General features: G+C 50.4%; 21 protein-coding genes. 11 read left to right on the top strand and 10 right to left on the bottom strand.

Going from position 1 to position 23,906, the window contains the following annotated elements; all coding sequences use genetic code 11:
• Window positions 1–41 precede the first annotated feature (41 nt).
• The 3 genes from EWA64_RS20075 to choV are packed head-to-tail and all read left to right on the top strand — an operon-like array spanning window position 42 to window position 3,048.
• Window positions 42–980: a choline ABC transporter substrate-binding protein gene (locus tag EWA64_RS20075; protein ID WP_061894471.1), complete on the top strand. Its 939-nt coding sequence runs from the start codon at window positions 42–44 to the stop codon at window positions 978–980.
• Between the two features lie 44 nt (window positions 981–1,024).
• Complete coding sequence (gene choW / locus EWA64_RS20070; protein ID WP_039435335.1) at window positions 1,025–1,867, top strand: choline ABC transporter permease subunit; 843 nt, start codon at window positions 1,025–1,027, stop codon at window positions 1,865–1,867.
• A gap of 2 nt (window positions 1,868–1,869) precedes the next feature.
• A complete protein-coding gene (choV, locus tag EWA64_RS20065) occupies window positions 1,870–3,048 on the top strand; it encodes a choline ABC transporter ATP-binding protein (protein ID WP_061894472.1) in 1,179 nt (392 codons plus the stop codon).
• Between the two features lie 258 nt (window positions 3,049–3,306).
• Here the strand turns inward: choV and EWA64_RS20060 are convergent, their stop codons facing one another.
• From EWA64_RS20060 to ppsA, 3 genes are all read right to left on the bottom strand, one after another.
• Entirely contained in the window at window positions 3,307–4,302 is a 996-nt protein-coding gene (locus EWA64_RS20060) for a cytochrome-c peroxidase (RefSeq protein ID WP_244881460.1), read from the bottom strand.
• A 127-nt stretch (window positions 4,303–4,429) separates the two neighbouring features.
• Window positions 4,430–4,564: a hypothetical protein gene (locus EWA64_RS20055; protein ID WP_369435839.1), complete on the bottom strand. Its 135-nt coding sequence runs from the start codon at window positions 4,562–4,564 to the stop codon at window positions 4,430–4,432.
• A 10-nt stretch (window positions 4,565–4,574) separates the two neighbouring features.
• Window positions 4,575–6,962, bottom strand: coding sequence for a phosphoenolpyruvate synthase (gene ppsA, locus EWA64_RS20050; protein ID WP_061894473.1), 2,388 nt, complete (start codon window positions 6,960–6,962; stop codon window positions 4,575–4,577).
• Window positions 6,963–7,117: 155 nt separating this feature from the next.
• On the opposite strand from ppsA, the gene ppsR reads away from it, so the two are divergent.
• Window positions 7,118–7,951 (top strand): posphoenolpyruvate synthetase regulatory kinase/phosphorylase PpsR, encoded by an 834-nt coding sequence (gene ppsR / locus EWA64_RS20045; RefSeq protein ID WP_061894474.1) that lies wholly within the window; start codon window positions 7,118–7,120, stop codon window positions 7,949–7,951.
• Window positions 7,952–8,023: 72 nt separating this feature from the next.
• On the opposite strand, the gene EWA64_RS20040 is transcribed toward ppsR, so the two are convergent.
• Complete coding sequence (locus EWA64_RS20040; protein WP_244881461.1) at window positions 8,024–9,535, bottom strand: EAL domain-containing protein; 1,512 nt, start codon at window positions 9,533–9,535, stop codon at window positions 8,024–8,026.
• 281 nt (window positions 9,536–9,816) lie between these two features.
• Window positions 9,817–10,848, bottom strand: a complete 1,032-nt coding sequence (locus EWA64_RS20035) for an AraC family transcriptional regulator (protein ID WP_061894475.1) — start codon at window positions 10,846–10,848, stop codon at window positions 9,817–9,819.
• Between the two features lie 169 nt (window positions 10,849–11,017).
• On the opposite strand from EWA64_RS20035, the gene EWA64_RS20030 reads away from it, so the two are divergent.
• From EWA64_RS20030 to glpC, 5 genes are all read left to right on the top strand, one after another.
• A complete protein-coding gene (locus EWA64_RS20030; RefSeq protein WP_061894476.1) occupies window positions 11,018–12,031 on the top strand; it encodes a DUF2804 domain-containing protein in 1,014 nt (337 codons plus the stop codon).
• Window positions 12,032–12,055: 24 nt separating this feature from the next.
• On the top strand, window positions 12,056–12,955 hold the full coding sequence (locus EWA64_RS20025; RefSeq protein WP_082796657.1) for a sterol desaturase family protein: 900 nt from the start codon (window positions 12,056–12,058) through the stop codon (window positions 12,953–12,955).
• A gap of 167 nt (window positions 12,956–13,122) precedes the next feature.
• Window positions 13,123–14,790 (top strand): anaerobic glycerol-3-phosphate dehydrogenase subunit A, encoded by a 1,668-nt coding sequence (gene glpA, locus EWA64_RS20020; protein ID WP_061894477.1) that lies wholly within the window; start codon window positions 13,123–13,125, stop codon window positions 14,788–14,790.
• Complete coding sequence (glpB, locus tag EWA64_RS20015) at window positions 14,784–16,097, top strand: glycerol-3-phosphate dehydrogenase subunit GlpB (RefSeq protein ID WP_061894478.1); 1,314 nt, start codon at window positions 14,784–14,786, stop codon at window positions 16,095–16,097. The genes glpA and glpB overlap by 7 nt, the downstream gene beginning before the upstream one ends.
• Window positions 16,094–17,317 carry an anaerobic glycerol-3-phosphate dehydrogenase subunit GlpC gene (gene glpC, locus EWA64_RS20010; RefSeq protein WP_061894479.1) on the top strand — a complete coding sequence of 408 codons (1,224 nt, stop codon included), beginning with the start codon at window positions 16,094–16,096 and terminating at the stop codon, window positions 17,315–17,317. Before glpB ends, glpC begins: the two co-directional genes overlap by 4 nt.
• On the opposite strand, the gene EWA64_RS20005 is transcribed toward glpC, so the two are convergent.
• Window positions 17,314–17,937 carry an HAD family hydrolase gene (locus tag EWA64_RS20005; protein WP_061894480.1) on the bottom strand — a complete coding sequence of 208 codons (624 nt, stop codon included), beginning with the start codon at window positions 17,935–17,937 and terminating at the stop codon, window positions 17,314–17,316. The two genes, glpC and EWA64_RS20005, sit on opposite strands and share 4 nt — an antisense overlap.
• 105 nt (window positions 17,938–18,042) lie before the next feature.
• Between EWA64_RS20005 and EWA64_RS20000 the strand changes: the two genes are divergently transcribed.
• Window positions 18,043–19,113, top strand: coding sequence for a threonine aldolase family protein (locus EWA64_RS20000; protein WP_061894481.1), 1,071 nt, complete (start codon window positions 18,043–18,045; stop codon window positions 19,111–19,113).
• 12 nt (window positions 19,114–19,125) lie between these two features.
• Window positions 19,126–20,118: a S66 family peptidase gene (locus EWA64_RS19995; protein WP_061894482.1), complete on the top strand. Its 993-nt coding sequence runs from the start codon at window positions 19,126–19,128 to the stop codon at window positions 20,116–20,118.
• Here EWA64_RS19995 and EWA64_RS19990 read toward each other — a convergent pair.
• From EWA64_RS19990 to EWA64_RS19975, 4 genes are all read right to left on the bottom strand, one after another.
• The gene (locus EWA64_RS19990) at window positions 20,115–21,203 is read right to left on the bottom strand and encodes a PQQ-dependent sugar dehydrogenase (protein ID WP_061894483.1); all 1,089 of its coding nucleotides are present in this window, start codon (window positions 21,201–21,203) and stop codon (window positions 20,115–20,117) included. The two genes, EWA64_RS19995 and EWA64_RS19990, sit on opposite strands and share 4 nt — an antisense overlap.
• A 209-nt stretch (window positions 21,204–21,412) precedes the next feature.
• Window positions 21,413–22,561 (bottom strand): L-threonine dehydrogenase, encoded by a 1,149-nt coding sequence (yiaY, locus tag EWA64_RS19985; protein ID WP_061894484.1) that lies wholly within the window; start codon window positions 22,559–22,561, stop codon window positions 21,413–21,415.
• A 323-nt stretch (window positions 22,562–22,884) separates the two neighbouring features.
• Window positions 22,885–23,535, bottom strand: coding sequence for an isoprenoid biosynthesis glyoxalase ElbB (gene elbB / locus EWA64_RS19980; RefSeq protein WP_061894485.1), 651 nt, complete (start codon window positions 23,533–23,535; stop codon window positions 22,885–22,887).
• An 86-nt stretch (window positions 23,536–23,621) separates the two neighbouring features.
• A complete protein-coding gene (locus EWA64_RS19975) occupies window positions 23,622–23,771 on the bottom strand; it encodes a hypothetical protein (RefSeq protein ID WP_170320331.1) in 150 nt (49 codons plus the stop codon).
• Window positions 23,772–23,906: the final 135 nt, after the last annotated feature.

Raw genomic sequence — 23,906 nt, 5'->3', positions numbered from 1 at the left:
ATTTAATAATGAAAAGTCAGAAAAACGATAAGGAATCGATTATGTCTATGACGACAAAAATGCTCACCACCACCGCCCTCACGCTTTTTGCCGCCAACAGCTACGCCAACAGCTGTCAAACGGTGCGTTTTGCCGATGTGGGTTGGACCGATATCACCGCCACCACCGCTGTCACCTCTGAGCTGCTCAAAGGTCTCGGCTATGAGACGAAAACCGATCTTCTTTCGGTTCCGGTGACTTACTCTTCAATGGCCAACGGCGACATCGATGTGTTTCTCGGTAACTGGATGCCGACGATGGAAGGCGACATCGCCAAGTACCGCCAAGCGGGCACAGTCGAAACGGTACGCGCTAATCTGCAAGGGGCCAAATACACCTTAGCGGTGCCGAAGTACGTTTATGACGCGGGCGTGACAAATTTCGCCGATCTCGCCAAGCACGCCGACAAGTTCAAATCTCGCATCTACGGTATCGAACCGGGCAATGATGGCAACCGCTTGATCCAATCGATGATTGATGCCAATGCCTTTGATTTAAAAACGTTTCGTCTAGTGGAATCGAGCGAAGCGGGCATGGTGTCACAAGTCTCTCGCGCCGCACGTCGTCAGCAGTGGATTGTCTATTTAGGCTGGGCACCTCACCCGATGAACAGCAATGTTGAGATGGAATATCTGGCCGGTGGCGATGACTATTTCGGGCCGAATTACGGCGGTGCCAATGTTTACACCAATGTTCGTGCAAATTACCTAGCGCAGTGCCCAAACGTTGGTCAACTGTTGCAAAACTTGCAATTTAGTCTGGAGATGGAAAACCAGTTGATGGAAGCGATCCTCAACCAGAAGCAGAAACCGGCGGTAGCGGCGCAGCAATGGCTAAAAGCCAATCCCAACGAGCTGCAGCGCTGGTTAAAAGGGGTGAAAACCCTGCAAGGCGAAGACGCCGTGCAAGCGGTTCTGAACTACCTCGATAGCAACGCGTAAGCGCGTTTCTTGTCCTGTTTCGATTAAATAACAAAGGCTTAATTGTGAATTTTATTACTGATAACAAAATCCCTCTGGGTCAATGGATGGAGACGGGGGTTGACTGGTTGACCTTAAACGCTGCAGGCGTTTTTGACGCCATCTCCTACTTTCTAGAAACGGTTATCCTGTTTGTGGTGGATATTTTTAAGTGGATGCCACCGGCGCTACCGATAGTCATCACCGCCTTATTGGCTTGGCTGCTGCATCGCAGCCTGCCTTTGGTGCTGTTTGTGGTCGCTGCTTTGCTACTGATCCTCAACCTTGGTTATTGGCAAGAAATGCTGGAAACCTTTGTCTTGGTCTTTGCCGCGACAACGATTTCCGTATTAATTGGCGTACCTCTTGGCATCATGGCGGCGCATCGTCCTTGGCTTTACACCTTGCTGCGGCCAATTCTTGACCTGATGCAAACTGTGCCAACCTTTGTCTATCTGATCCCGACCTTGGTGCTGTTTGGTCTTGGTATCGTACCGGGCTTGATCTCCACCATCATTTTTGCCATCGCCGCGCCGATCCGTTTGACCTATTTAGGCATCACTAAAGTGCCGCAAGAGCTGATTGAAGCAGGCAAAGCATTTGGTGCCAGCCGTATGAAACTGCTGCTCAAAGTCGAACTGCCTGCGGCGCTGCCCAACATTATGGCGGGCATCACGCAGTGCATCATGTTGTCGCTCTCTATGGTGGTAATTGCCGCACTGGTCGGGGCCGATGGTCTTGGTAAGCCTGTGGTGCGCGCGCTGAACACGGTGAACATTTCACAAGGCTTTGAAGCGGGCCTTGCGATTGTACTGGTGGCGATCATCCTTGATCGTTTGTGCAAAACCCCCAACCAAAAGGAGGCATAACCATGGATGCCATTACAATTAAAAATCTGGATGTGGTTTTTGGTTCGGACCCAGCACTTGCGTTTGAAAGGCTCGATCAAGGTAAATCACGACAAGAGATCATTGATGAAGTCGGCCAAGTAGTGGGCGTCAATAACGTCAGCATGAGCGTCAACGAGGGCGAAATCTGCGTGTTGATGGGCCTTTCGGGCTCGGGCAAGTCAAGCTTGCTGCGCGCTGTGAATGGGCTAAATCCGGTGTCACGTGGTGCCTTGCTGGTGAAAGATGGTGAGCAGCAGGTGGACTTAGCCACGTGCGATCAAGAAACGCTGCGTCATCTGCGCACTCATCGCGTTTCTATGGTGTTTCAAACTTTTGCCCTTATGCCGTGGCTGAGCGTATTGGATAACGTGGCGTTTGGTTTGGAGATGCAAGGCATCAGTAAAAAAGTGCGCCGCGCAAAAGCGCGTGAACAACTCGCGATGGTTGGGCTGGCGGAATGGGAAGACAAATTTCCCCATGAACTTTCCGGCGGGATGCAGCAGCGTGTTGGCTTGGCGCGCGCTTTTGCTATGGATAGTGACATTCTATTGATGGATGAACCCTTTTCGGCGCTCGATCCGCTGATTCGTGCCCAACTGCAAGATGAGCTGTTGCAGCTGCAAAAGCAGCTGAATAAGACCATTTTATTTGTTAGTCACGATCTGGATGAAGCGCTGAAAATTGGCAACCGCATTGCGATCATGGAGTCTGGACAATTGATTCAACACGGGAAGCCTGAGCAGATCGTGCTGCAACCCGAAAACCAATATGTGCGCGATTTTGTGGCTCACACCAATCCGTTGAATGTGCTGAAAGGGCGCTCTCTAATGCGTCCAGTGGAAGAGCTCACACAGCAAGCGCAGCGCTGGCAAGTGTGTAATGAGCAAGCGCTGTGGGTGGAGCAGCAAAAGCAGGGGATAACGCTGGTGGATTCGGCGCACCAATTGCTGGACTGGCATCAAGAGGGCGTTGGCCTTGGCGATATCAATGATCATACTGTCGTTGCAGTCGAGCCTGATATCGGCATGCGTGAAGTGATTGAACTTAAGCAGCGTACTAAACAACCTATTCTGCTGGTGGAGCAGCAACGTCTGGTCGGCGTGCTAAGTGACAGGCAGTTGTATGGCGCGCTCCTCGGCAACTTCGCCGCCTCAGCCTAAGCAAAACAATGCGCCAGTATTGAGCACAACGGATGGCTTGATGATTCTTTTGCGCTACACTTGGCCGTTAGCCAATAAAGGGGAAAGCCATGCTGATTGGAATTAAGTTGCTTAAACTGGCGGTGATTTGCGCCCTGTTCTTTACTATTTTTGACTTGATTGCTCATGGTGAAGTGACGTGGGTGGCGCGTCTTTTAGGGATGTAAGGAAAAAATTGAGCCTTCTTAAGAAGGCTCAATTTGTTTGCCGCTCAACCGTTTAGTCAAACGGACGTGGTATTGGCGTGTTTGGCGTGGAAGGTGGCAATATAGGCAGTGAGAATGAAGGTTGATCGCCTGTTAAGGTATAGAGGAAAGCGACAATTTTCTGGTTCTCATCAGATGTGAATGTTCGGCCGAGCTGTAGCCTTCCCATGATATCTATCGCTTCTGTCAAAGTCTGGGCTTCGCCGTCGTGGAAGTAGGGATAAGTTAATGCCACGTTACGTAACGTTGGCACTTTGAACTTAAATCGGTCGGCATCTTTGCCAGTCACTGCGCTTAAGCCTTCTGCACTGTTTGCGGTTTGGTAAGGTTCAATCAACCCCATTTTTTGAAACGAAGTGCCACCGAGAGCGCTACCGTTATGGCAAGCCACACATCCTGAGTTTTTAAATAACTGATATCCTTCCAGCTCCGCTTGAGTGATGGCGTTATCATCCCCCATTAACCATTGGTCAAAACGTGAGTTAGGGGTGACTAAGGTTTTCTCAAACTCGGCGATGGAATCAGTGACTTGGTCAATATCAATTTTCTCTTTGCCAAACACCAACTTAAATTCGTTAACGTATTGTGGAATAGACTGCAATACATCGATCGCCAGCGTGTGCGTAAAGGCCATTTCTCCCGGATTGGCAATCGGGCCTCCCGCCTGCTCTTTCAAGTCAGCGGCCCTGCCGTCCCAAAACTGGGCGATATTGAGGCTTGAGTTCAGAACCGTTGGCGAGTTGATCGGACCCTGCTGCCAGTTGTGCCCAATGGATGTTTTTAGATTGTCGCTGCCGCCCATACTGAGGTTGTGGCATGAGTTACACGAGATAAATCCGGATTTTGATAAGCGAGGGTCAAAATAGAGTTTTTTGCCTAACTCAGCTTTACCAAGATGGATTTCTTGTGCTGGGGCGATAGGGGTGACGGGTTCACTGCGATTGCTCGATAGAGCAGAGGTAGAGAAAACGCTACTGATAGCAATGGCAAGAGTAACGACTCGTATCATATTGGCTTCCTTTTCTTGTTATAGGCGCGATATAGCGCCGATTGATGAACTGACGACCTTACTACTTTGGAAGTATGGCTGAGGGAAAAGGAGTGTTGATGGCGAGTTCTATTTCTGTTGTTTTAGATCAAAAATCGGCAGGGATAAAATCAATAATTGAGATATTGCTCAAAATGTAGCCGCTGGATTGTCTGTCATCTTCCACCGTAAACGGTTGGTTAAAAATAAAAAGCGCCAAAAACGGCGCTTTTTGCGTTTCCATTCCAAATGGATTACTGGCTCGCTTTGCCAAGCTGAAGCCAAGTATCAATCACAGTGTCTGGGTTGAGCGACACTGAGCTGATGCCTTGTTCCATTAACCACTGTGCAAAGTCTTCGTGATCGGAAGGGCCTTGGCCACAGATGCCGACGTATTTGCCTGCTTTGGTTGCTGCGTCGATCGCCATTTTCAGCATTGCTTTCACCGCTGGGTTACGCTCGTCGAACAGGTGAGCGACATCGCCTGAATCTCGGTCGAGGCCGAGCGTGAGCTGAGTCATGTCGTTTGAGCCAATTGAGAAACCGTCGAAGTACTTGAGGAACTCATCCGCCAGCACCGCGTTTGACGGTAGCTCACACATCATGATCACTTTCAGACCTTGATCGCCACGGCGCAGATCAAACTTGGCGAGCAAGTCAATTACCTGAGCCGCTTCACTTGGCGTGCGCACAAACGGGATCATGATTTCGACGTTTTTCAGCCCCATATCATCACGTACGCGTTTGATCGCTTGCGTTTCCAGCTCGAAACAGTCTTCAAACTGTGGCGAGATGTAGCGCGACGCCCCACGAAAGCCGAGCATCGGGTTCTCTTCGTGCGGTTCGTAGCCTTTGCCGCCGACAAGGTTGCTGTATTCGTTCGATTTAAAATCGGACATGCGCACGATAACGCGCTTTGGCCAGAACGCCGCGGCGATGGTGGCGATCCCTTCGGTCAGTTTGCTCACGTAGAAATCGATAGGATCGTTGTAGCCGCGAATGCGCTGGCTGATCTCGACTTTGAGGCTGTCGCTTTGCTGATCAAAATTGAGCAGCGCTTTCGGGTGGATGCCAATCATCTTGTTGATGATGAACTCCAAACGTGCCAAACCCACTCCTTCGTTAGGGATCTGAGCGAAATCGAACGCTCGGTCTGGGTTGCCGACGTTCATCATCACTTTGGTGGGCAGCATAGGCAGCTCATCGACGGTCGAACGGCGCACGGCGAACTCGATCTGCCCTTGATAGACATAGCCAGTTTCGCCTTCAGCACAAGATACGGTGACGAGCTCGCCATCTTTCAGCTGGCTGGTTGCGTGTCCGCAGCCGACAATGGCCGGAATACCAAGCTCACGAGCGATGATGGCTGCGTGGCAAGTGCGTCCACCACGGTTGGTGACAATCGCCGACGCTTTTTTCATCACCGGTTCCCAATCTGGGTCGGTCATGTCGGTGACCAGCACGTCGCCTTCTTGCACCAGTGACATTTGATCGAGTGAGTCGACCAAACGAACCACACCAGAGCCGATACGCTGGCCAATTGCACGACCTTCCACCAGTACTTCGGCTTTGTGGCTCAGTTCGTAGCGCTCAATCACATTCTGTTCGCTTTGCGAGCAGACAGTTTCAGGGCGAGCCTGCACGATGTAGAGCTTGCCGTCGATACCATCTTTGGCCCACTCAATGTCCATCGGACGCTGATAGTGTTTTTCGATGATCATCGCCTGTTTCGCCAGCTCAATGATCTCCTCATTGGTGAGGGAAAATTCGCTGCGCTCTTGCTCGGTGGTATCGACAATTTCCACCTGCTTACCAATCACTTGGCTGTTGGCGTAGATCATTTTGCTCAGTTTCGAGCCAAAGGTTTTCTTGACGATGGGCGCTTGACCCGCTTCAAGCAGCGGCTTGTGCACGTAGAATTCATCTGGGTTAACCGCGCCTTGCACCACCATTTCGCCAAGGCCCCAAGCGGAAGTGATGAACACCACTTTGTCAAAACCGGATTCGGTATCAAGGGTGAACATGACGCCGGACGCGGCTTTGTCTGAACGCACCATGCGCTGAATGCCCGCAGAGAGCGAAATGCCTCGGTGGTCGAAACCTTGGTGCACACGGTAAGAGATAGCGCGGTCGTTAAACAGTGATGCATAGACGTGTTTGGTCGCTTCCAGCACAGCATCAATGCCTTTGACGTTAAGAAACGTCTCTTGCTGGCCGGCAAAGGAAGCGTCCGGCAAATCTTCTGCGGTCGCGGAAGAGCGCACAGCAACAGAAAGCTCGTCGTTACCCGCGGTGAGCTCGGCGTAGTTGCTGCGGATATCTTGTTCGAGATCCGCTGGGAATGGCGCTTCTAAAACCCACTGACGAATCATGGCACCGGTTTTACGCAGCGCATCGACGTCGTCTACATCCAGTTCGTCAAGCAGTTGGTGAATTCGCTCATCCAGCCCTTCGTAATCAAGGAACTGGTTAAACGCGTAAGAGGTGGTTGCAAAACCGTTGGGCACAGAAACGCCAGCATTGGCAAGGTTGGACACCATTTCACCAAGAGAAGCATTTTTCCCGCCGACTTTATCGACATCTTCCATGGATAGGCTATTGAACCAGAGGGTGTTCTTTTGCATGTCTTTCTCCAGAAACATTGCAGCTTGTAGGGAGTAGGCAAACGATTACGCAGCAGCTGAAAAAAATTGTGAGCAAATTTTCAAAGCTGTGGGGGTGGTAATTGAACGCCTGGGTTTATTGTTTGTATTATGGTTAACATCCTAATCAAAATATTTTTAAAATTTAAACAAAAATGCAAACTGAAAAGCAAAGTCGTGATGTATTCTACGTTTCCGACGGAACCGCGATTACCTGTGAAACCGTCGGTCACGTTGTTCTCGGGCAATTCCCCTTTTATGCCAACGAAAAAACCTTCCCTTTCGTCGAAAGTGAAGAGAAATTAACTGAGTTGCTTAAGCATATCGAAATATCCTTTCAAGCAAATGGCATAAAACCGTTGGTGTTTTTTTCGCTGGTGATTGCCGAATTTCGCGAGAAATTGTTGCAGGCGAATGCCCACTGTTACGATGTGCTGGAAAGTATTGTCCAACGGGTGAAAGATGACATTCACATGGAACCCGTGCCCAAGCTGCAACGCTCACGCAGCGTTAGCAAAGACACCGACACCTATTTTGATCGTATTGCGGCCATTGAGTACACCTTGGCGCACGATGATGGGATTTCTCTTAAGGGGTTGGAGCAGGCAGACATCATTTTGCTTGGCGTTTCACGCAGCGGTAAAACTCCAACCAGTCTTTACATGGCGATGCAGTTTGGTTTGCGCGTGGTTAACTATCCGTATATCGACGACGACATTCGCGGGCTTAAACTGCTGCCGGAGTTTGAGATCTACCGTCACAAGTTATTCGGCTTGACGATTGCGCCAGAGCGTTTGACCGAGATCCGGCAAAATCGTTTGGCGGGCAGTGAGTACGCCAGTACCGCGCAGTGCCAACATGAACTGGCTAACGTGGAAGCGCTGTTTCGCCGCGAAGCAATCCCTTACATCAACACCACCTCTTTGTCGGTGGAAGAGATTTCGACCCGCGTGCTGGAGAAAACCGGCCTGAAGCGTCGCTTGTTCTAATATGCTTGTTCTAATAACAGTCGAGGTTGCCTGTCAGCCTAGGCAAAGTGACCACATCGTTCAGTCAAGGATTTAGGAATCTAGTACCGCGAGAAGCTCGGTGGGCGAGGCGCGGTTTTCTAGCAAGTATTGGCGAAATTGCTGCTCGGGAAGGGCGGTTGAGTAGTAAAAACCTTGAATATTGCGCACACCGAGTTTGGCTAGAATATCGAGCTGCGACTTTTCTTCGACCCCTTCTACGACCACATCCATATGCAGAGTTTCTGACAGCGCTAGCATCGACATCAGCAGCGGTTGAGTGTTGGAGTCACTGGTCAGATTGTTAATAAACACGCGATCAATTTTCATGATGTCAAACGGGTATTGGCGAATAAAGTTCAGCCCAGAGTAACCAGTGCCAAAATCATCCACCGCGATACGAATGCCCAAGTTTCCTAGGTAGGTGAGGTGTCTGCGCAGTGTGGTGAGATCGTCAGGGCTAAACACGCTCTCTTCGGTGATCTCAAACACCAGACGGTGGCTAATCTCCGGTTTATCTTTGAGTTGTTCGGTGACCTGAAAAATAAAATCTTGGTTTAGCACCACCTGACGGCTGATATTGATGCTCACATAGCCTTGAGGGTAGAGCTCACTGGTGGTTTGCAGCAGTTGGATAGCTTTAGCGAGAACAAAACGTGTGATCTGTTCGATAAGGCCGACTTTTTCAGCTAGTGGAATAAAAATACCCGGAGAGACAAAACCTTGTACCGGATCGTTCCAGCGTAGTAGCGATTCACACCCCACCACTTTATTGGTTTTTAGGTCGACAATCGGTTGAAAATGTACTGATAAATTTTGCTTCTTAATCGCATTGGTCAGAGCGTATTCGATGCTGTTATGTGTGATGTGCCTTTGGCGCAATTGAGCAGAAATCAGCAGCACTATGGTGGCGACCAACAAGCCAATCCACACGTTTTTCAGCAAATATTCGAGATAAAAACCGCGTCCAACCGCAGAGCGGATGACGACAGGGAAGCGTTTTGACGTGACTTGCTGTTGGTTGAGCGGCTCGGCCAAGGTGAGGCTTTTCACTGCCCTGTCAGCCACGAAGATCTCGTAGTCTAGATCGCCAAAGGAGAGGATTCCGCGAGTGATCAGTTGCAAATAGTTGGTCGGGAACAGCACGCTTAAACCGCGTAGTGTCTCGTCGCCAAAAATGTAGATCAGCGCCATCTCGCCCGTTAGCGCTGTTTTAGTAAAAGAAAGTGTCGCGCGTTCAGGGCTTTCATCTAAACGTTGCAGTATTGATTTATAGAGATAAAACGACACGTTAACTTCATTGCTGGTGCAGAACACGCGCCCAGTATCGTCAAAGGTGCCGATCTCCTTGGTCATACCAAGATTGAGAATACTCTTGCGCAGTTCGTAAGTGAGGGTGCGACATGGCTGAGAGAAAATCGCTGGGCTGAAAAGATAGTTGAGCTGAATGCGTGTCTCTAAGAGCTCTCGCTCGATGTGGGTGATGGCTTTGTGGGTCAAGGTGCGCTGATACTGATTGGCAAATGGTACCAAGGCACACATGGTGATGGCGAAAGAAACCAGCAAAATGACGGCTACCTTGATGGTCCGTTGCCAGTTATGCCTGCGAAAAAAAGTCTGCTGAGAATTCAAGGTACGTCGTAATCGTCTATTTTTTGCCAAACTATATCGGCCATTGTGGCCGGAGAATAACGGCTTCTGTTCAAAGTGTGATCATAAGCCTCAAATATCCTATCGAGGAAATGCTTTTTTACCAGCGCTAATTTTGCGAGGCAGACAAAATAATGCGTATATGGCGGCTATTGCGCAGCTTTTGTCTCAGATTGTCCATATTGTAGACAAAAACGTTACTTATCTTGACGAAACTGCCGCGGCGCTTTGCCGGTTAAGCGCTTGAAGCTGTGGCGAAAATTAGCACTTTCGCTGTAACCTAAACGATAGGCGATCTCTTCGACACTCAACGCCGTATTGAGTAACAGCTCTAGTGCGAGATCGCGCCGAACCTGATTTTTTAGTTTTTGGTAGCTGGTGCCCAGCGCTTGCAGTTGTCGGTGCAAAGTGCGCGCGGAGAGACCATACCAAGCGGCGACTTCCTCAGCTTTGGGTTCCGAGCCCAGACAAGTGTAAAGGTGTTGAGTGATTTGCCGATCAAGCCGATGCGATGCTTGCAGATGGTGTAATAAGGATTCGCAGCCGCTTAAACATTTTTGCCATTTACTCTCTAAATGGCGCAGCAGTGGGCGCTGCAACACCTCAACGTCAAAATACCAAGCAAACTCTTGCGCGTTAAACTCAATAGGGCACTGAAAATGGTGTTGATAAGCGAGCGAGTGTGGCGGTGGTGGGTAGGGGAGCTGCATCTGTATGCTCGGCAGCTTTTCTCCGGTCAACTCTGCGCACAGCTGTGCAATCGCGCTAAAGAAATACTCGCTACAAAAAGGCAGCAACTTGCCAATCTCTAAATTATTTTCGATTCGGATACAGGCCTGATGTGTGTCGCGCAGCACTTGGATATGGAAAATCGGCCCGTTGAGCTGTAGGTATTTAAACCCCACTTGCAGCGCTTCAAGCACGGTTTTGCTGCTGGCGATGGCAAAGCCGAGCAGGCCAAAATCGCTGAAACTGGCTCGCTGGCCGCAAATCAGCCCGAGAGGTTGGTCGGGGATACGCTCCGCGGCGAGCTGAAAAAGTGCCAGCTTATCGGCAAAACGATAGTGACCCGCCTCTTGGTCTTCTGGCGTGGCTGAGATACCAGCTTCGCTAAGGAACCTTTCGCTCTCGACGCCATAGTCTTGTAAAACGCTCAGCAGCAATGCCACATCGTAACCGCCAAACGCTTGCCAGTGTTTGACTGGTCTATATTCGGTGATCAGTTGCATCGTTATTTTTTTGCCTTCTTGTCTTCTTGCCTACGTACTTTAGGTCGTTTATCGGTCGTATAAAACGTGATCTAAACCAGCTTGATGTCCGATTCTAACCTGTTTTATACGCTGTTGGCGCGTCACACTGTGAGTGTATGTTAAATTATTGTGAAGTAAGGACGCTGTCATGCTCAAATTGGACTCTGCGCCTAAACGTTTGATCGCCTCTTCCGGTGCGCCAAACTATGGTCAGTTTGATGAGATTCCGCGCGATTTGGCACTCGAAGACTTTGACTATCGCACTGTGATGGACGCGCAAGCGAGCAAATTCGCGCGTTATTTCGACTATAAGCAGTTCCAGTTTGTCAGCATCGTCACGCAAGATTATCTGATTGGCGTGGCGATTGCCGATATCCGCTATCTCACATCGGCGTTTTGCTATCTCTATGACAGACGCAAAAAGCAGCTGGTGGAAGAGAACTGGTTGCGCCCATTGGCTTGGGACAGCCATTCGGCGCCTTCTCCTTACAACAGCACCACGCACATCGCCCGTAAACAGATCCAATTTCACATTGTCGATGGCGTATGGCGGGTGCAATTGGCGACTCGTCAACTGAGCGCGGATCTGACCCTGATGCCTGAGCACGGCAGCCAAGCGCTTGCGATGTGCACACCCACCGGTTATCAAGGCTGGACTTATACGCAAAAACACAATGCCCTGCGTGTAACGGGGAGCCTCTCCGTAGCAGGGAAAACGCTTGATCTAAGCGGTGCCTGTGCTGGCTATGATTTCTCCGCGGGCTATATGCGGCGTGAAACCAGTTGGCGCTGGGCCAGCATCAATTGCCGCGATCAATTTGGCACGCTTGGGCTTAATCTCGCCGCCGGAGTCAACGAAACCGGCAGTTGTGAGAACGTGTTGTGGATCAACGGACAAAAACATGGCCTGCCACCGGTTTATTTCTCTTTTAGCCGCGCCGATAGCGCCAAACCTTGGCACATCTACTCACAAAATGGACAAGTGGATTTGACGTTCACCGCCGAAAACTGTCGGCGTGAGAAACTGAACCTTTACTGGCTGAAAAGTAATTTTCGCCAATTTATCGGCTATTTTAACGGCGCGATCAGCGACAATCATGGCGTGGTCCACAAGATTAACGCCACCTTGGGCATGACGGAAGATCACTTCGCTCGCTGGTAACCCTGAATACAAAGGAGTGTAACTATGTTGGTTGAACATCCAGAATGGCTTTTGCTGTTGATGGCGCCGCTGTTTGTCGCCTTGATGGCAGCGGAATATTGGCTGGGCGAGAGAAAAGGCAGACTGCCAGACAACTCTCGTTACGAGTTCAAAGAGGTGCTGTGCAATTTTACCTTAGCCTTGATGCATCAAGGGACGGATCTGCTGGCGGGTTTGGTGCTCGCACATCTCTATTTATGGCTGTTTGGCTGGCGTTTATTGGAGATAGACATGGGCGCGATGAGTTTTATTGCGCTGATGGTGTTGCAGGATTTCTGCTACTACTGGTTTCATCGCGCTAGCCATCGCGTGCGTTGGCTGTGGGCTGCGCACGTTGTCCACCACAGCTCTGAGCGAATGAACTTCAGCACGGCGTTTCGCCAGAGCTTGATGTATCCGGTCGCAGGCATGTGGCTATTTTGGTTGCCTTTGGTGATCATTGGCTTTGAGCCACAGTGGATCACCTTGGTGGTGCTGTTTAATCTTGGTTTGCAGTTTTTTGTCCACACCCAGTGGGTAAAAAGCTTAGGGCCTTTGGAATACGTGTTTAATACCCCGTCACACCACCGGGTGCATCACGGCGTCAACGCGCGCTATATCGACAAAAACTATGCGGGCGTGTTGATCATCTGGGACAAGCTGTTTGGCACCTTTGAACCAGAGATCGAAACTGTGCGCTTTGGCATCAGCAAACCGGTGAACAGCTTTAATCCACTGGTGGTTACGTTTGCCGAGTGGTGCGATCTGTGGCAAGACGCGACCCAGCCCGGTTTAACGCTTTCCCAACGGTTGAAGATCCTGTTATCGCCGCCTTCAGATTCCTCTGGGCAGGCGGAACTGCGTCATGAGCGTTTGTCGGCTGAGCAGAAGATTGAGCCCGAATAACGCTATTCGCTGTAAGTGGGTGATTCATTTTGTCTGTTTAATGAGCGAAATAACTTTTCGATTTACCAATAAATGCTCGAACGCGCATTTTGTGAGTGATGTATCGAACCTAAAAGAAAAAAAATGACACACTAAACGTATGCTTATTAATGAATAGGAAGAAAGCGATGAAAGCTTCCGCTCATTTTGAAACGGACGTAGTGATCATTGGCGGTGGAGCCACGGGGACGGGGATTATGCGCGATTGCGCGCTACGGGGAATCGCCTGCATCTTATTGGAAAAAGATGATATCGCCTCCGGCACCTCTGGCCGCAATCATGGCTTGCTCCATTCTGGTGCTCGTTACGCGGTCACGGATGAGGAATCGGCCCGAGAGTGTATTCAAGAGAACAAAATCCTCAAAAGGGTAGCCCGCCACTGTGTGGAAAACACCAGTGGGTTGTTTATCACTTTGCCCGAAGACGAGCTCTCATTTCAGTATACTTTTGTCTCTCAGTGTCAAAACGCTGGTATTGAAACCGCGGTCCTCACGCCCAAAGAGGCGCTGGCGCTTGAGCCCAATGTCAACCCGCAGTTGCTCGGGGCTGTACAGGTTCCGGACGGCACGCTCGATCCATTTCGTCTTTGTGCTTCGAATGTGTTAGACGCCAAAGAGCATGGCGGACGCATTTTTAATCACACCTTGGTCGTTGGCCTCATCCGCGAGGGCGATCAAGTGCGAGGGGTGCACTGCCTGCATACGCAAACTGGCCAAGCGTTTGATATTTATGCGCGAGAAGTGATCAATGCGGCGGGGATTTGGGGACAAAATATCTGCGAATACGCGGATCTCAACATCAAGATGTTTCCGGCCAAAGGTTCATTGCTCATTCTGGATTACCGCATCAACAACTTGGTGATCAACCGTTGCCGTAAGCCGTCGGATGCCGACATCTTAGTGCCCGGTGACACCATTTCGCTGATCGGCACCACCTCACAACACATCGACTATGCACAAATTGATGACTTGCACGTGACCGAGCAGGAAGTCGATGTTCTGTTGCGTGAAGGGGCGAAGCTGGCGCCTATCATGGCCAACACGCGGGTATTGCGTGCTTATGCCGGAGTGCGGCCATTGGTTTCTGTTGATGATGACGGCAGTGGTCGCAACATCAGTCGCGGCATTGTTTTGCTGGATCACCAGCAGCGAGATGGTCTGAAAGGCTTAACCACCATCACCGGCGGTAAGTTGATGACTTACCGTCTGATGGCGGAGTGGGCAACCGATTTGCTGGCAAAAAAACTCGGTGTGGATCGCGCGTGTGAAACCCACCTGCGCCCATTGCCGGGGTCTAACGACGCGCCCAAACCCGCCAAGAAAACCGCCAGTATCGTCAAACCCGTTTATGAATCAGCAATTTACCGCCACGGCGAACGGGCTGAGCAATTTTTGCAGCAAGACAGTGCCAGCCAAACGGTGATCTGCGAATGCGAAATGGTCACTCAAGGCGAGATTGAGTACGCGATCAAGCAGCTCGATGTGAGTAATTTAGTCGACTTGCGTCGGCGCACGCGTCTTGGCATGGGCCCTTGTCAGGGTGAGCTGTGCAGCTACCGTGCCGCGAGTCTATTTAGCCAGTATGGCAACGTCGATGGCACGGCCAGTGCTCATCTACTGGCCGAGTTTCTTGAAGAGCGCTGGAAAGGCATTAAGCCAATTTTCTGGGGCGATGCGCTGCGAGAGGCGGAGTTCAGCTACTGGATTTACGAAGGCCTGTTTGGTGCCAGTGAACTACCGAATGTGGAAAACGGCGACACCGCACAGCGGCAAAATGAGGAGAACCACTCATGTTAAATTACGATATTGCGGTTATTGGTGGTGGTATCGCGGGTTACAGCGCCGCATTGCACGCGTTAGAACAAGGTAAAAAAGTGGTGTTAATCAGCCAAGGACAGAGCGCGCTGCATTTTTCCTCCGGCTCGATTGATGTGCTCGGTAAAACGCCTGCGGGTGAGGATGTAAGTGCGCCTTTTCACGCTATCGAGCAATTTGCTGAGCGTTTTCCTGCTCACCCTTACGCAAAACTGAGCTCGCAAAGTGTGCGCCGCGCACTGCGTTGGTTTCAAACCGCTTTAGCACAGCAAGGGATCCCACTGCAGAGCGAAGAAGATGAACATAACCACTTTCGCATTACGCCACTGGGCACTTTAAAAGCGACTTGGCTTTCACAGCCGTTTGTCTATCGTCACCGTCAGAGGCTGCCATTTAAACGGCTGCTGCTGGTCTCGGTTGATGGTTATCGTGACTTCCAGCCGTTGCTTGCCAAAGATAACCTGCGCAAACAGCGCGATTTCGCCCAGTGCGCGGTGGAGGAAATCAGCGTCACCATCCCCGGATGTGAGCAACTGCGGCGCAATCCCAATGAGCTGCGCTCAATAGACATTGCCCGTTTACTCAAGCAGCCGCAGGCGTTTAACAGTTTGTGTCACCAACTGATGAAAGGGGCGACACCAGACGATCTGTTGATCATGCCTGCCATCATGGGGAACGGTGACGGTCTGGTGTTGTTGGAGAAATTGCGCCGCGAAACCCGTTTGCACTTTCATGAAGTGCCGACCATGCCCCCTTCGCTGCTTGGTATTCGTATCGAAGAAGCGCTGCACAAACGTTTTGTCCAAGCGGGCGGGACGCTACTTAAGGGCGATCAAGTGACTCGCGGCGAATGGCATTCAGAACAGCAGTTAAAAGCAATTTACACACGCAATTTGGGTGATATGGCGCTGCATGCCAAGGCGTTTATTTTGGCTTCTGGCAGCTACTTTAGCCAAGGGCTTAAAGCCAATCTCAGCGAGATCGTGGAACCGATTTTTGGTTTGGAGATGGTGTCAAACTCGGCGCGTAGCACTTGGCGCGCAGAGAAATTCTTTAGCCCCATCGGTCATCCATTTATGGCGTTTGGCGTCAAAACCGATGGTACGTTCCGCCCTTATTTGCAGAGTGCGCTTTGTCAGAACCTCTACTGCTGCGGCTCTGTCTTGGCGGGGTACGATCCGGTGTTTGAAGGCTCGGGAGGCGGCGTCGCTATCTCGACCGCGCTGGCCGCCGCGCAGCATGCCGTTTTGCACTGCGAGGTTCAAACGCAGGAGGAGTGCGTATTATGATGAATACTTTTGCCAAACATGCCCCTGTGAACACCAGCTTTGACCAGTGCATTAAATGCACCGTGTGTACTGTGTATTGTCCGGTGGCGAAAGCGAACCCTGAATATCCAGGGCCAAAACAATCCGGGCCAGACGGCGAACGTCTGCGCTTGAAAAATCCGCACTATTACGATGAGTTGCTGAAACTGTGTACCAACTGCAAACGCTGTGAAACGGCCTGCCCGTCGGGGGTAAAAATTGGTGATATTATCGCCGTGGCGAGGGGTAAGTTTGGTCAGAAAAGTGTCAGCCCTAAGCTGATGCGCGATTTTGTCTTAAGCCATACCGATCTGTTTGGCTCGCTGGCAACGCCGGTCGCGCCGATTGTCAACAAGATCACCGAACTGAAACCGATAAAAAGCTTGATGCACAAAACCATTGGCGTCGATAAGCACAAGCAGTTGCCGAAATACTCTCACGGCACGTTTCGTCAGTGGTACAAGAAGCAGGCAAAAACGCAAGCGCAGTTTGCGCGCCAAGTGAGCTATTTCCACGGCTGTTATGTCAACTATAACCATCCGCAGTTGGGCAAAGATTTAGTCAAAGTACTCAATGCCATGGGCTATGGCGTGCAATTGTTGAAAAAGGAAAAATGCTGCGGTGTGCCTTTGATTGCCAATGGTTTTCATGAAAAAGCGCGTAAAAACGCCACGCTCAATATCGAGATGATCGAGCAAGCCGTTTCGCAAGATCACACGGTGGTTTCCACCTCTTCGACCTGCTCATTTACGTTGCAACAAGAGTACCCGCATGTGTTGGGCGTTAACAATGAGCACGTGGTACAACGCATCGAGTACATTACCCGTTTTCTGCTCAAAGCATTTATGAGCGGCTATGCGCCCGCGATGAAACCAATCAACAAGAAAGTGGTTTACCACACCCCATGCCACCTAGAGCGCAGCGGAAATGTGATGTTTACCCTTGAACTGTTGCGCATGATCCCCGGATTAGAGCTGGTGGTGCTAGATAGCGAATGTTGTGGTTTGGCAGGCACCTATGGCTTTAAAGAGGAGAACTATCAGACCTCGATGAAAATCGGCGCGCACCTATTCGAGACCATCAAACAATCGGAGGCGGATTTTGCCATTACCGATTGCGAAACCTGTAAATGGCAAATTGAAGAGAATACCCAGCTTGAGACCATTCACCCTATTAGCCTACTGGCGATGGCGCTTGCCTAACCTGCGCTGGCTGTTAGCGCCGTTTGCAAATAGCTGAGCAAATCATCCAACCGGGCCACAGTGATGGAGGCCTGGTTGGCGTACGGCTTTTCCCGCGCATTACTCACCAAGCAAGATGGCATATTGGCATTGTTTGCGGCTTGTAAATCATACAGATAATCACCGACATACAGCACCTGATGGTGTCGTAACTGCCATTCGTCGGCCAATTGCAGCAGCGCTTCGGGATCGGGTTTAGGCGCGCAATGTTCCCGGGTGATCAGCTTTTCCACTTCGATGTCATTGTGCGCCAGTTTGAGTTCACTGGCTGCCAGACAGTTGCGGGTGACAATCGCGCAGCGCCACGCTCTTTGTTTGATAAAAGCCAGTAAAGCGTGACAACCCGGTAATGGGGTTGAGCTTTGCGCATCGGCCATCTCATGCTGCAAGATGATGTGCTGAGCATGTGCCCGCTGCGCCGCATCGGGTAGCTTATCAACAAAACTGAGCAAATCTTCCTGTTCGGGGCAACCAAGTGCTTGGCGCATGGAGACAAAATCCAGTGACGAGGTGACTAAGGTGTTATCCAAATCAAAAACAACCGCTCGTATTTGATTGATTTCTAATGTAATTGGTTCCATTTGCTCTCGCTATCACTTTTGTCTTTTCAATCTAGTTTATCTCTTTACATGCGCTTTGTGCGCAGATAAGTTGGTTCCGTCTCGAAAATCACAAGGAATACTTTGATGAAAAAGGATTTACGTGAACTTTGCCACACCATTTTATCTGGCAATCATGAAGCCACGCCGGCGGAGCAGTTTGCCGCCATGGCGCAATGGTGTGAAAAGCACAATGTAAAACACGATCACTATGGCGATGGTGAGCTGATTGAAGCATTTCAGCAGCAAGTGGCTGATTTACTCGGCTTTGAGGCTGGCTTATTTGTTATCAGCGGGACCATGACGCAAGCGACGGTGCTGGATCTGGTCTGTCAGCAAAAACGCAACAAAACCGTGGCGATGCATGAATCGAGTCATATTTACCGATTCGAACGTCAAGGCTATCAGTTGCAAAACCGTTTTCACATCCTGCCGCTCGGCGATATGTTTCGTCCTTGGAAAGCGGCCGATCTGGATGCATGGCCAGATGAGATTTCAGCGGCGCTATACGAGTTGCCAATGCGGGAGCTTGGCGGTCAGCTTTTGAGCTGGGATGAGCTAAATGAAGTCAAAGCCGAATGCGAACATCGCGATATTCACCTGCACATGGATGGCGCGCGCCTGTGGGAGTGCGCAGCGTATTATCAGAAGAGCTATCAGGAAATCGCCCAAGGGTTCAATACGGCTTACGTTTCCCTTTACAAAGGGGTGAATGGTCTGGGGGGTTCTCTGCTGTTAGGCGATCGCCGTTTTATCGAACTGGCGTCGATGTGGATGAAACGTCAAGGTGGCAATGTTTACCATCGCACCCCTTATGTGGTGTCGGCTGCGATGCAGTTTGAGCAGCGTCTGGCTAACATGCCTGCTTTGTTTGCCCGCACGGAGCAAATTTATCAGTTAATCAATGCCTACCCGCAATTAGCCGTCAACCCTTCAAAGCCGCAAAGCAACATGCTGCATCTTATCTTGCCGTTTGGTTATGAGAAAGCGCTGGAACTGCGCGACAAGTTGGCAGAAGAACAAGGCATCTGGTTGGGGCATCCGCAAATTGCGCAGCATCCTAACCAGTCAGTTGTTGAGTGGTACGTTGGCGATCGCTTGCAAAGCGTTGCAGACGAACAGTTACGTGCAATATTTGATTGGCTACTTGCTCAATAAAGAGAGGATTCGATGATCATTCCAGCTTCGCTCAAAGTGGGCGATACCATTGGCTTCTTTTCTCCGTCATCTCCTGCGACGGTGTTTGCTCCTGAGCGTTTCGCTCGTGCCAAAACGTATTTGCAGGGCAAAGGCTACACCCTGAAAGCGGGCGAGCTGACCGGAGAGAGTGACAGTTATCGTTCTGGCTCCATTCAAGCGCGCGCCGAGGAGCTCAACGCGCTGATCCGCGACCCTGAGGTGCGCTGTATTATGTCGACTATCGGTGGTAACAACAGCAATGCTTTGTTGCCTTACATCGACTATCAAGCGCTGCGTAACGACCCGAAAATTATTGTTGGTTATTCGGATGTCACCGCGCTGTTAATGGGGATCTATACACAAACGGGTTTGATTACCTTCTATGGCCCCGCGCTGGTGGCGTCGATGGGGGAGTTTTCGCCTCTGGTTGACGAAACCTATACGTCGTTTGCAGACATTGTTCAATCGCTGGAAAATTTACAGCAGGAGTACGTGATGCCAGCGCAGTGGACGGATGAATATTTGCCTTGGGAGACTCAATCAAGAGCCAAAGAGATGCGGCCTAATGCGTGGCATTTTCTTGGGCAAGGTAAGATCACAGGTCGGGTGATTGGCGGCAATCTCAATACCATGGGTGGAATTTGGGGCACACCATACATGCCAGCTATCCAACAAGGTGATATTTTGCTGATTGAAGACAGCCTCCACGGTATTGAAGTAGTTGAGCGTTCGTTTGCTCACCTTAAGATCCTAGGTGTATTTGATAAAGTGGCGGCTGTGGTCTTAGGCAAGCATGAGCTGTTTAATGACAAAGGCACCGGGCGAGCGTCGATTGATGTGCTAAAAGAGGTGCTCAATGGGCAGAAAGTCCCCATTTTGTATGACTTTGACAGTTGTCATACTCACCCTATGCTGACAGTGCCACTAGGCAGCACCATGACGATTGACTTCGATCAGCACAAGGTGAGTGTGTCGCTCGCTTAAGGCTCGATCCGATACACGTTGCCGTTATCGGTGGTGAAATAGAGAAAATCGTCCGGGCTTACGCTGATAGCTCGGATACGCTCGTTGAGATGGGTAAATAAACGGTCAGTTTCTGCAAGCTGACCGTTTTTTATGCTGACCACGTTAATGTGGGTCAGCTTTAACGCGCCGATAAGCAGTTTGCCATTTAAGCTTGGATAGCGCTCTCCTCGATAGAGCAGCAAACTGCTTGGGGCGATGGAAGGGACGTAAACCAGTTTAGGCGTTTCGATATTGGGTAAGGTTTCCGCTTCGCCGACACGCATCGGCCCCCAATACTCTTTGCCGTGCGAGGTTTTTGCCCAGCCATAGTTTTTCCCGGGTTGAATCAGATTGATTTCGTCACCGCCACGTGGCCCGTGCTCTACCGACCACAGTTGCGCTGTCTGTGAGTCAAAAAACAGCCCTTGCGGATTACGATGGCCGTAACTCCAAATCTCGTTTCTTACCGTATCATCCAGTAAGAAAGGATTGTCGTTTGGCACGCTGCCATCCAGATTGAGCCGTAAAATCGCCGCGGCGTGGTTGGCTGGATTCTGCCCATTATCTCTTTCACCGCGATCGCCAATCGAAAAGTAAAGTCGATTTTGCTGATCAAAGGTGATGCGACTGCCAAAGTGCCTGCCCGTAGTAGAGGAGGCATCGGCGACAAACAGCTCTTGCCAATCAGAGAGAATCTTGTTGCTCAGTTTTGCGCTGGCCAGCACGACAGTGGTGCCGTTGTCGACGTCTTTGCTGAAAGTGAAGTAGAGCATTTGACGCGAGACAGGGGAGAGCGCGACGTCCATCAAACCGCCTTGCCCTGCATCATTGACGTTGGAAAGCGTATAGAGGGGCGTTTTCTTGCCCTTGGTTACATCCAGCAGCGAGATGTGGCCATTTTTCTCGTTAATCACCGCATAAGCGCTGTCGACAAAAGTGATGCCCCAAGGAATGTGGTAGCCGCTGGCAATCTTTGTCGCTTTGAGGTTGGCAGCATAAAGAGTGGGAGAGCAGACCCAAATGATTAAGCTGGCGAGCCAGCCGAGCGCATGACTTTTGTTCATCGACTTTCCTTGTTGTTGGCATAGGCATTTACGTTACGCCATCCGGCGTGATGAGTAAGTAATGAATCAAGTGTATGTCAGGAAGCGAAAATGTCACATGGGCGAAAGGTGAACAAATGTGTCGAAGTTACCGGACAGAGCAAAAAGGCCGAAAGTGACACCTTCGGCCTTTGGCTTTGCTTATAACACGTTAATGATAGCCAGCGGGATTACATGGCGGCTTCGAAAATGGCCGAGATCTCTGCGTGCGTGGCTTGTTTCGGGTTGGTAAAGCCGCAAGCGTCTTTCAGCGCGTTATCCGCCAAAGTGGGAATGTCTTCCAGTTTCGCGCCCAGCTCACGAATACCCGCAGGAATGCCAACATCGTTGGCCAGAGCGACAATCGCCTCAATCGCTGCATTCGCGCCTTGCTCTGCGCTCATGCCTTCCACATTCACTCCCATCGCTTTTGCTACGTCTCGAAGACGCTCTGGGCAAATCTGCGCGTTATAGCGCTGAACGTGCGGAAGTAAAATGGCATTACAAACGCCGTGTGGTAGGTCGTAGAAACCACCGAGCTGGTGCGCCATCGCATGTACATAGCCTAATGATGCGTTGTTAAATGCCATGCCCGCCATAAATTGTGCGTAGGCCATTTGTTCACGTGCTTCAATGTCGTCGCCGTGAGCAACGGCTTTGCGCAGGTAGGCTTGGATCAGCTCGATCGCTTTGATAGCGACGGCGTCGGTGATGGGGGTGGCTGCGATTGAGACATAAGCTTCGATCGCGTGGGTTAGCGCGTCCATGCCTGTGGCCGCTGTCAGCGATGCGGGTTTCGCCAGCATCAACTCAGGATCGTTCACCGAAATCAGCGGCGTGGTGTGCTTATCGACAATCGCCATCTTAATGTGACGCTCTTCATCAGTGATGATGCAAAAGCGGGTCATCTCGGAGGCAGTACCTGCGGTGGTGTTGATCGCAATCAGGGGCAGCATCGGTTTGGCTGATTTATCAACTCCCTCGTAATCGCCAATTACGCCGCCGTTGGCTGCAACTAAAGCGATGCCTTTCGCGCAGTCGTGTGGTGAACCACCGCCTAAAGAGATGACGAAATCACATTGGTTCTCTTTAAGTAGCGCCAAGCCTTGGTTGACGTTGCTGATGGTTGGGTTTGGCTGAGTGCCATCAAAAACCACGGTTTCGACAGAACGCGCCGTCAGCAGATCTTGTACCTGTTTAACCACGCCAATTTGATTGAGGATTTTGTCAGTGACGATTAAACCCTTAGTGAAACCTTGCGCTTGAATGTTATCAGCGGCGTCTTTTAAACAGCCCGCGCCCATAAGGTTGATCGTAGGGATAAAAAATGCACTCGTCATTGGAATTGCTCCGTAATTAGTTGTTATCGGTTTACGTCGCTACTCTGTCACAGACGAAGGTGGAAAAAACTTGATCTCAGACAAGTTGGGGGAGGGAATTCCCCCATGATGATAGGGAAGTGTGAAGGGGATCTTGTTGCACATAAAAAAGGTGACACTATTGATGTTTCAATTAAATTTCTTCATGTTTGAAGGCAATCGTTTTCTCAATAATAACTGATAAAATACTTATAATTTATATAGTTGTGTAGGTCGGTAAAAAAACACCTCTCAACAATGAGAGGTATTTTATGGATTTCGGCTAATGATAAAACTGAGCGAAATTACGCGATCTCGACCAGTTGTTCCACCAGTTTTTCTATCCCACTGGCTGCTTCGGAAATCGAATTTGCCAGCATATAGGCGGGCGTTGATAGCACCTTATGTTTGGCATCAAAGTGCACTTGATTCACCGTGCAATTGATGTGTACACCACCTAACTGGTTGAACGCGGCGGCAGTGGCTTCGTCGTTGCCTATCGTGCCTTCTACTCCATGCGGGTAGATCATCGGGATAATGATTGGCGCGATGCACAAGTAACCGGCGGGTTTGCCTAGTTGCGCGAATGTGCGACAAGCATGGGCAACATCGGCATTGATACTGCATTCCGCTCCCTTGACCGCAAAATCAGTGAGATTTTTCGCTGCGCCAAAGCCTCCGGGCAGTAACAAAGCATCAAACGCCTCTGCGCGCAGTTGCGCGACATCTTCAATCTGACCGCGCGCAATACGTGCTGCTTCGACCAACACATTGCGCGTCTCATCCATCTCTTCCCCTGTTTTATGGTTAAGTACGTGCAACTGTTCAATATTTGGGGCAAAGCAATGCCAGCTCGCTCCCGCCTTTTCTATCGCGTGCAACGCAAGAACCGCTTCATGCAACTCGCTGCCATCAAAAACGCCTGCGCCACTGAGAATCACCGCAACTTTCTTCATTTTCTCTATCCTGTGGTTGATCGTTGTTCCCTTTACTCTAGCCAATTCTGTTGGCGATGAAGCAAAGTTTGGCCAGTTTTGTGCACTTACTCCACGCAGGGGGTAGGTGCAGAGTCGACTTCTTGTTGCGAGACTGGTGGGGATGCTGCTTCGCCTTCTTCCTCTTGTTCATTTTCTGGGTAAACGCGCACCACAAAAGGTGTGAGCATGACACTGGATGGCATAAATCGCTTCATAACGTCTCCGACTGATCATTCCTTGCTGCTTTATAGCCACATAACATCAAGATGGTATTGAAGTAGGTCATTTTTGCAGTAAGCTGTCTGCTTTGCTGATTCATGCTGCGTTTAAGATCACACTGGAAAAAGAAC

The sequence above is a fragment of the Vibrio cidicii genome, from assembly GCF_009665415.1.
GTDB classification, from domain to species: Bacteria; Pseudomonadota; Gammaproteobacteria; order Enterobacterales; family Vibrionaceae; genus Vibrio; species Vibrio cidicii.
Note: the sequence above shows the minus strand (reverse complement) of the source record. Positions and strands in the feature narration are given on the sequence as shown.

Bases quoted from the DNA above. Each gene is read 5' to 3' on its own strand.
- ppsA (WP_061894473.1), bottom strand. From the start codon at position 6,962: ATGTTTCTGGAGAAAGACATGCAAAAGAACACCCTCTGGTTCAATAGC.
- ppsR (WP_061894474.1), top strand. From the start codon at position 7,118: ATGCAAACTGAAAAGCAAAGTCGTGATGTATTCTACGTTTCCGACGGA.
- EWA64_RS20030 (WP_061894476.1), top strand. From the start codon at position 11,018: ATGCTCAAATTGGACTCTGCGCCTAAACGTTTGATCGCCTCTTCCGGT.
- EWA64_RS19995 (WP_061894482.1), top strand. From the start codon at position 19,126: ATGATCATTCCAGCTTCGCTCAAAGTGGGCGATACCATTGGCTTCTTT.
- elbB (WP_061894485.1), bottom strand. From the start codon at position 23,535: ATGAAGAAAGTTGCGGTGATTCTCAGTGGCGCAGGCGTTTTTGATGGC.
- EWA64_RS19990 (WP_061894483.1), bottom strand. From the start codon at position 21,203: ATGAACAAAAGTCATGCGCTCGGCTGGCTCGCCAGCTTAATCATTTGG.
- EWA64_RS20075 (WP_061894471.1), top strand. From the start codon at position 42: ATGTCTATGACGACAAAAATGCTCACCACCACCGCCCTCACGCTTTTT.
- EWA64_RS19975 (WP_170320331.1), bottom strand. From the start codon at position 23,771: ATGAAGCGATTTATGCCATCCAGTGTCATGCTCACACCTTTTGTGGTG.
- choV (WP_061894472.1), top strand. From the start codon at position 1,870: ATGGATGCCATTACAATTAAAAATCTGGATGTGGTTTTTGGTTCGGAC.
- EWA64_RS20055 (WP_369435839.1), bottom strand. From the start codon at position 4,564: ATGGAAACGCAAAAAGCGCCGTTTTTGGCGCTTTTTATTTTTAACCAA.
- EWA64_RS20060 (WP_244881460.1), bottom strand. From the start codon at position 4,302: ATGATACGAGTCGTTACTCTTGCCATTGCTATCAGTAGCGTTTTCTCT.
- EWA64_RS20000 (WP_061894481.1), top strand. From the start codon at position 18,043: ATGAAAAAGGATTTACGTGAACTTTGCCACACCATTTTATCTGGCAAT.
- yiaY (WP_061894484.1), bottom strand. From the start codon at position 22,561: ATGACGAGTGCATTTTTTATCCCTACGATCAACCTTATGGGCGCGGGC.
- glpC (WP_061894479.1), top strand. From the start codon at position 16,094: ATGATGAATACTTTTGCCAAACATGCCCCTGTGAACACCAGCTTTGAC.
- EWA64_RS20025 (WP_082796657.1), top strand. From the start codon at position 12,056: ATGTTGGTTGAACATCCAGAATGGCTTTTGCTGTTGATGGCGCCGCTG.
- EWA64_RS20005 (WP_061894480.1), bottom strand. From the start codon at position 17,937: ATGGAACCAATTACATTAGAAATCAATCAAATACGAGCGGTTGTTTTT.
- EWA64_RS20035 (WP_061894475.1), bottom strand. From the start codon at position 10,848: ATGCAACTGATCACCGAATATAGACCAGTCAAACACTGGCAAGCGTTT.
- glpA (WP_061894477.1), top strand. From the start codon at position 13,123: ATGAAAGCTTCCGCTCATTTTGAAACGGACGTAGTGATCATTGGCGGT.
- glpB (WP_061894478.1), top strand. From the start codon at position 14,784: ATGTTAAATTACGATATTGCGGTTATTGGTGGTGGTATCGCGGGTTAC.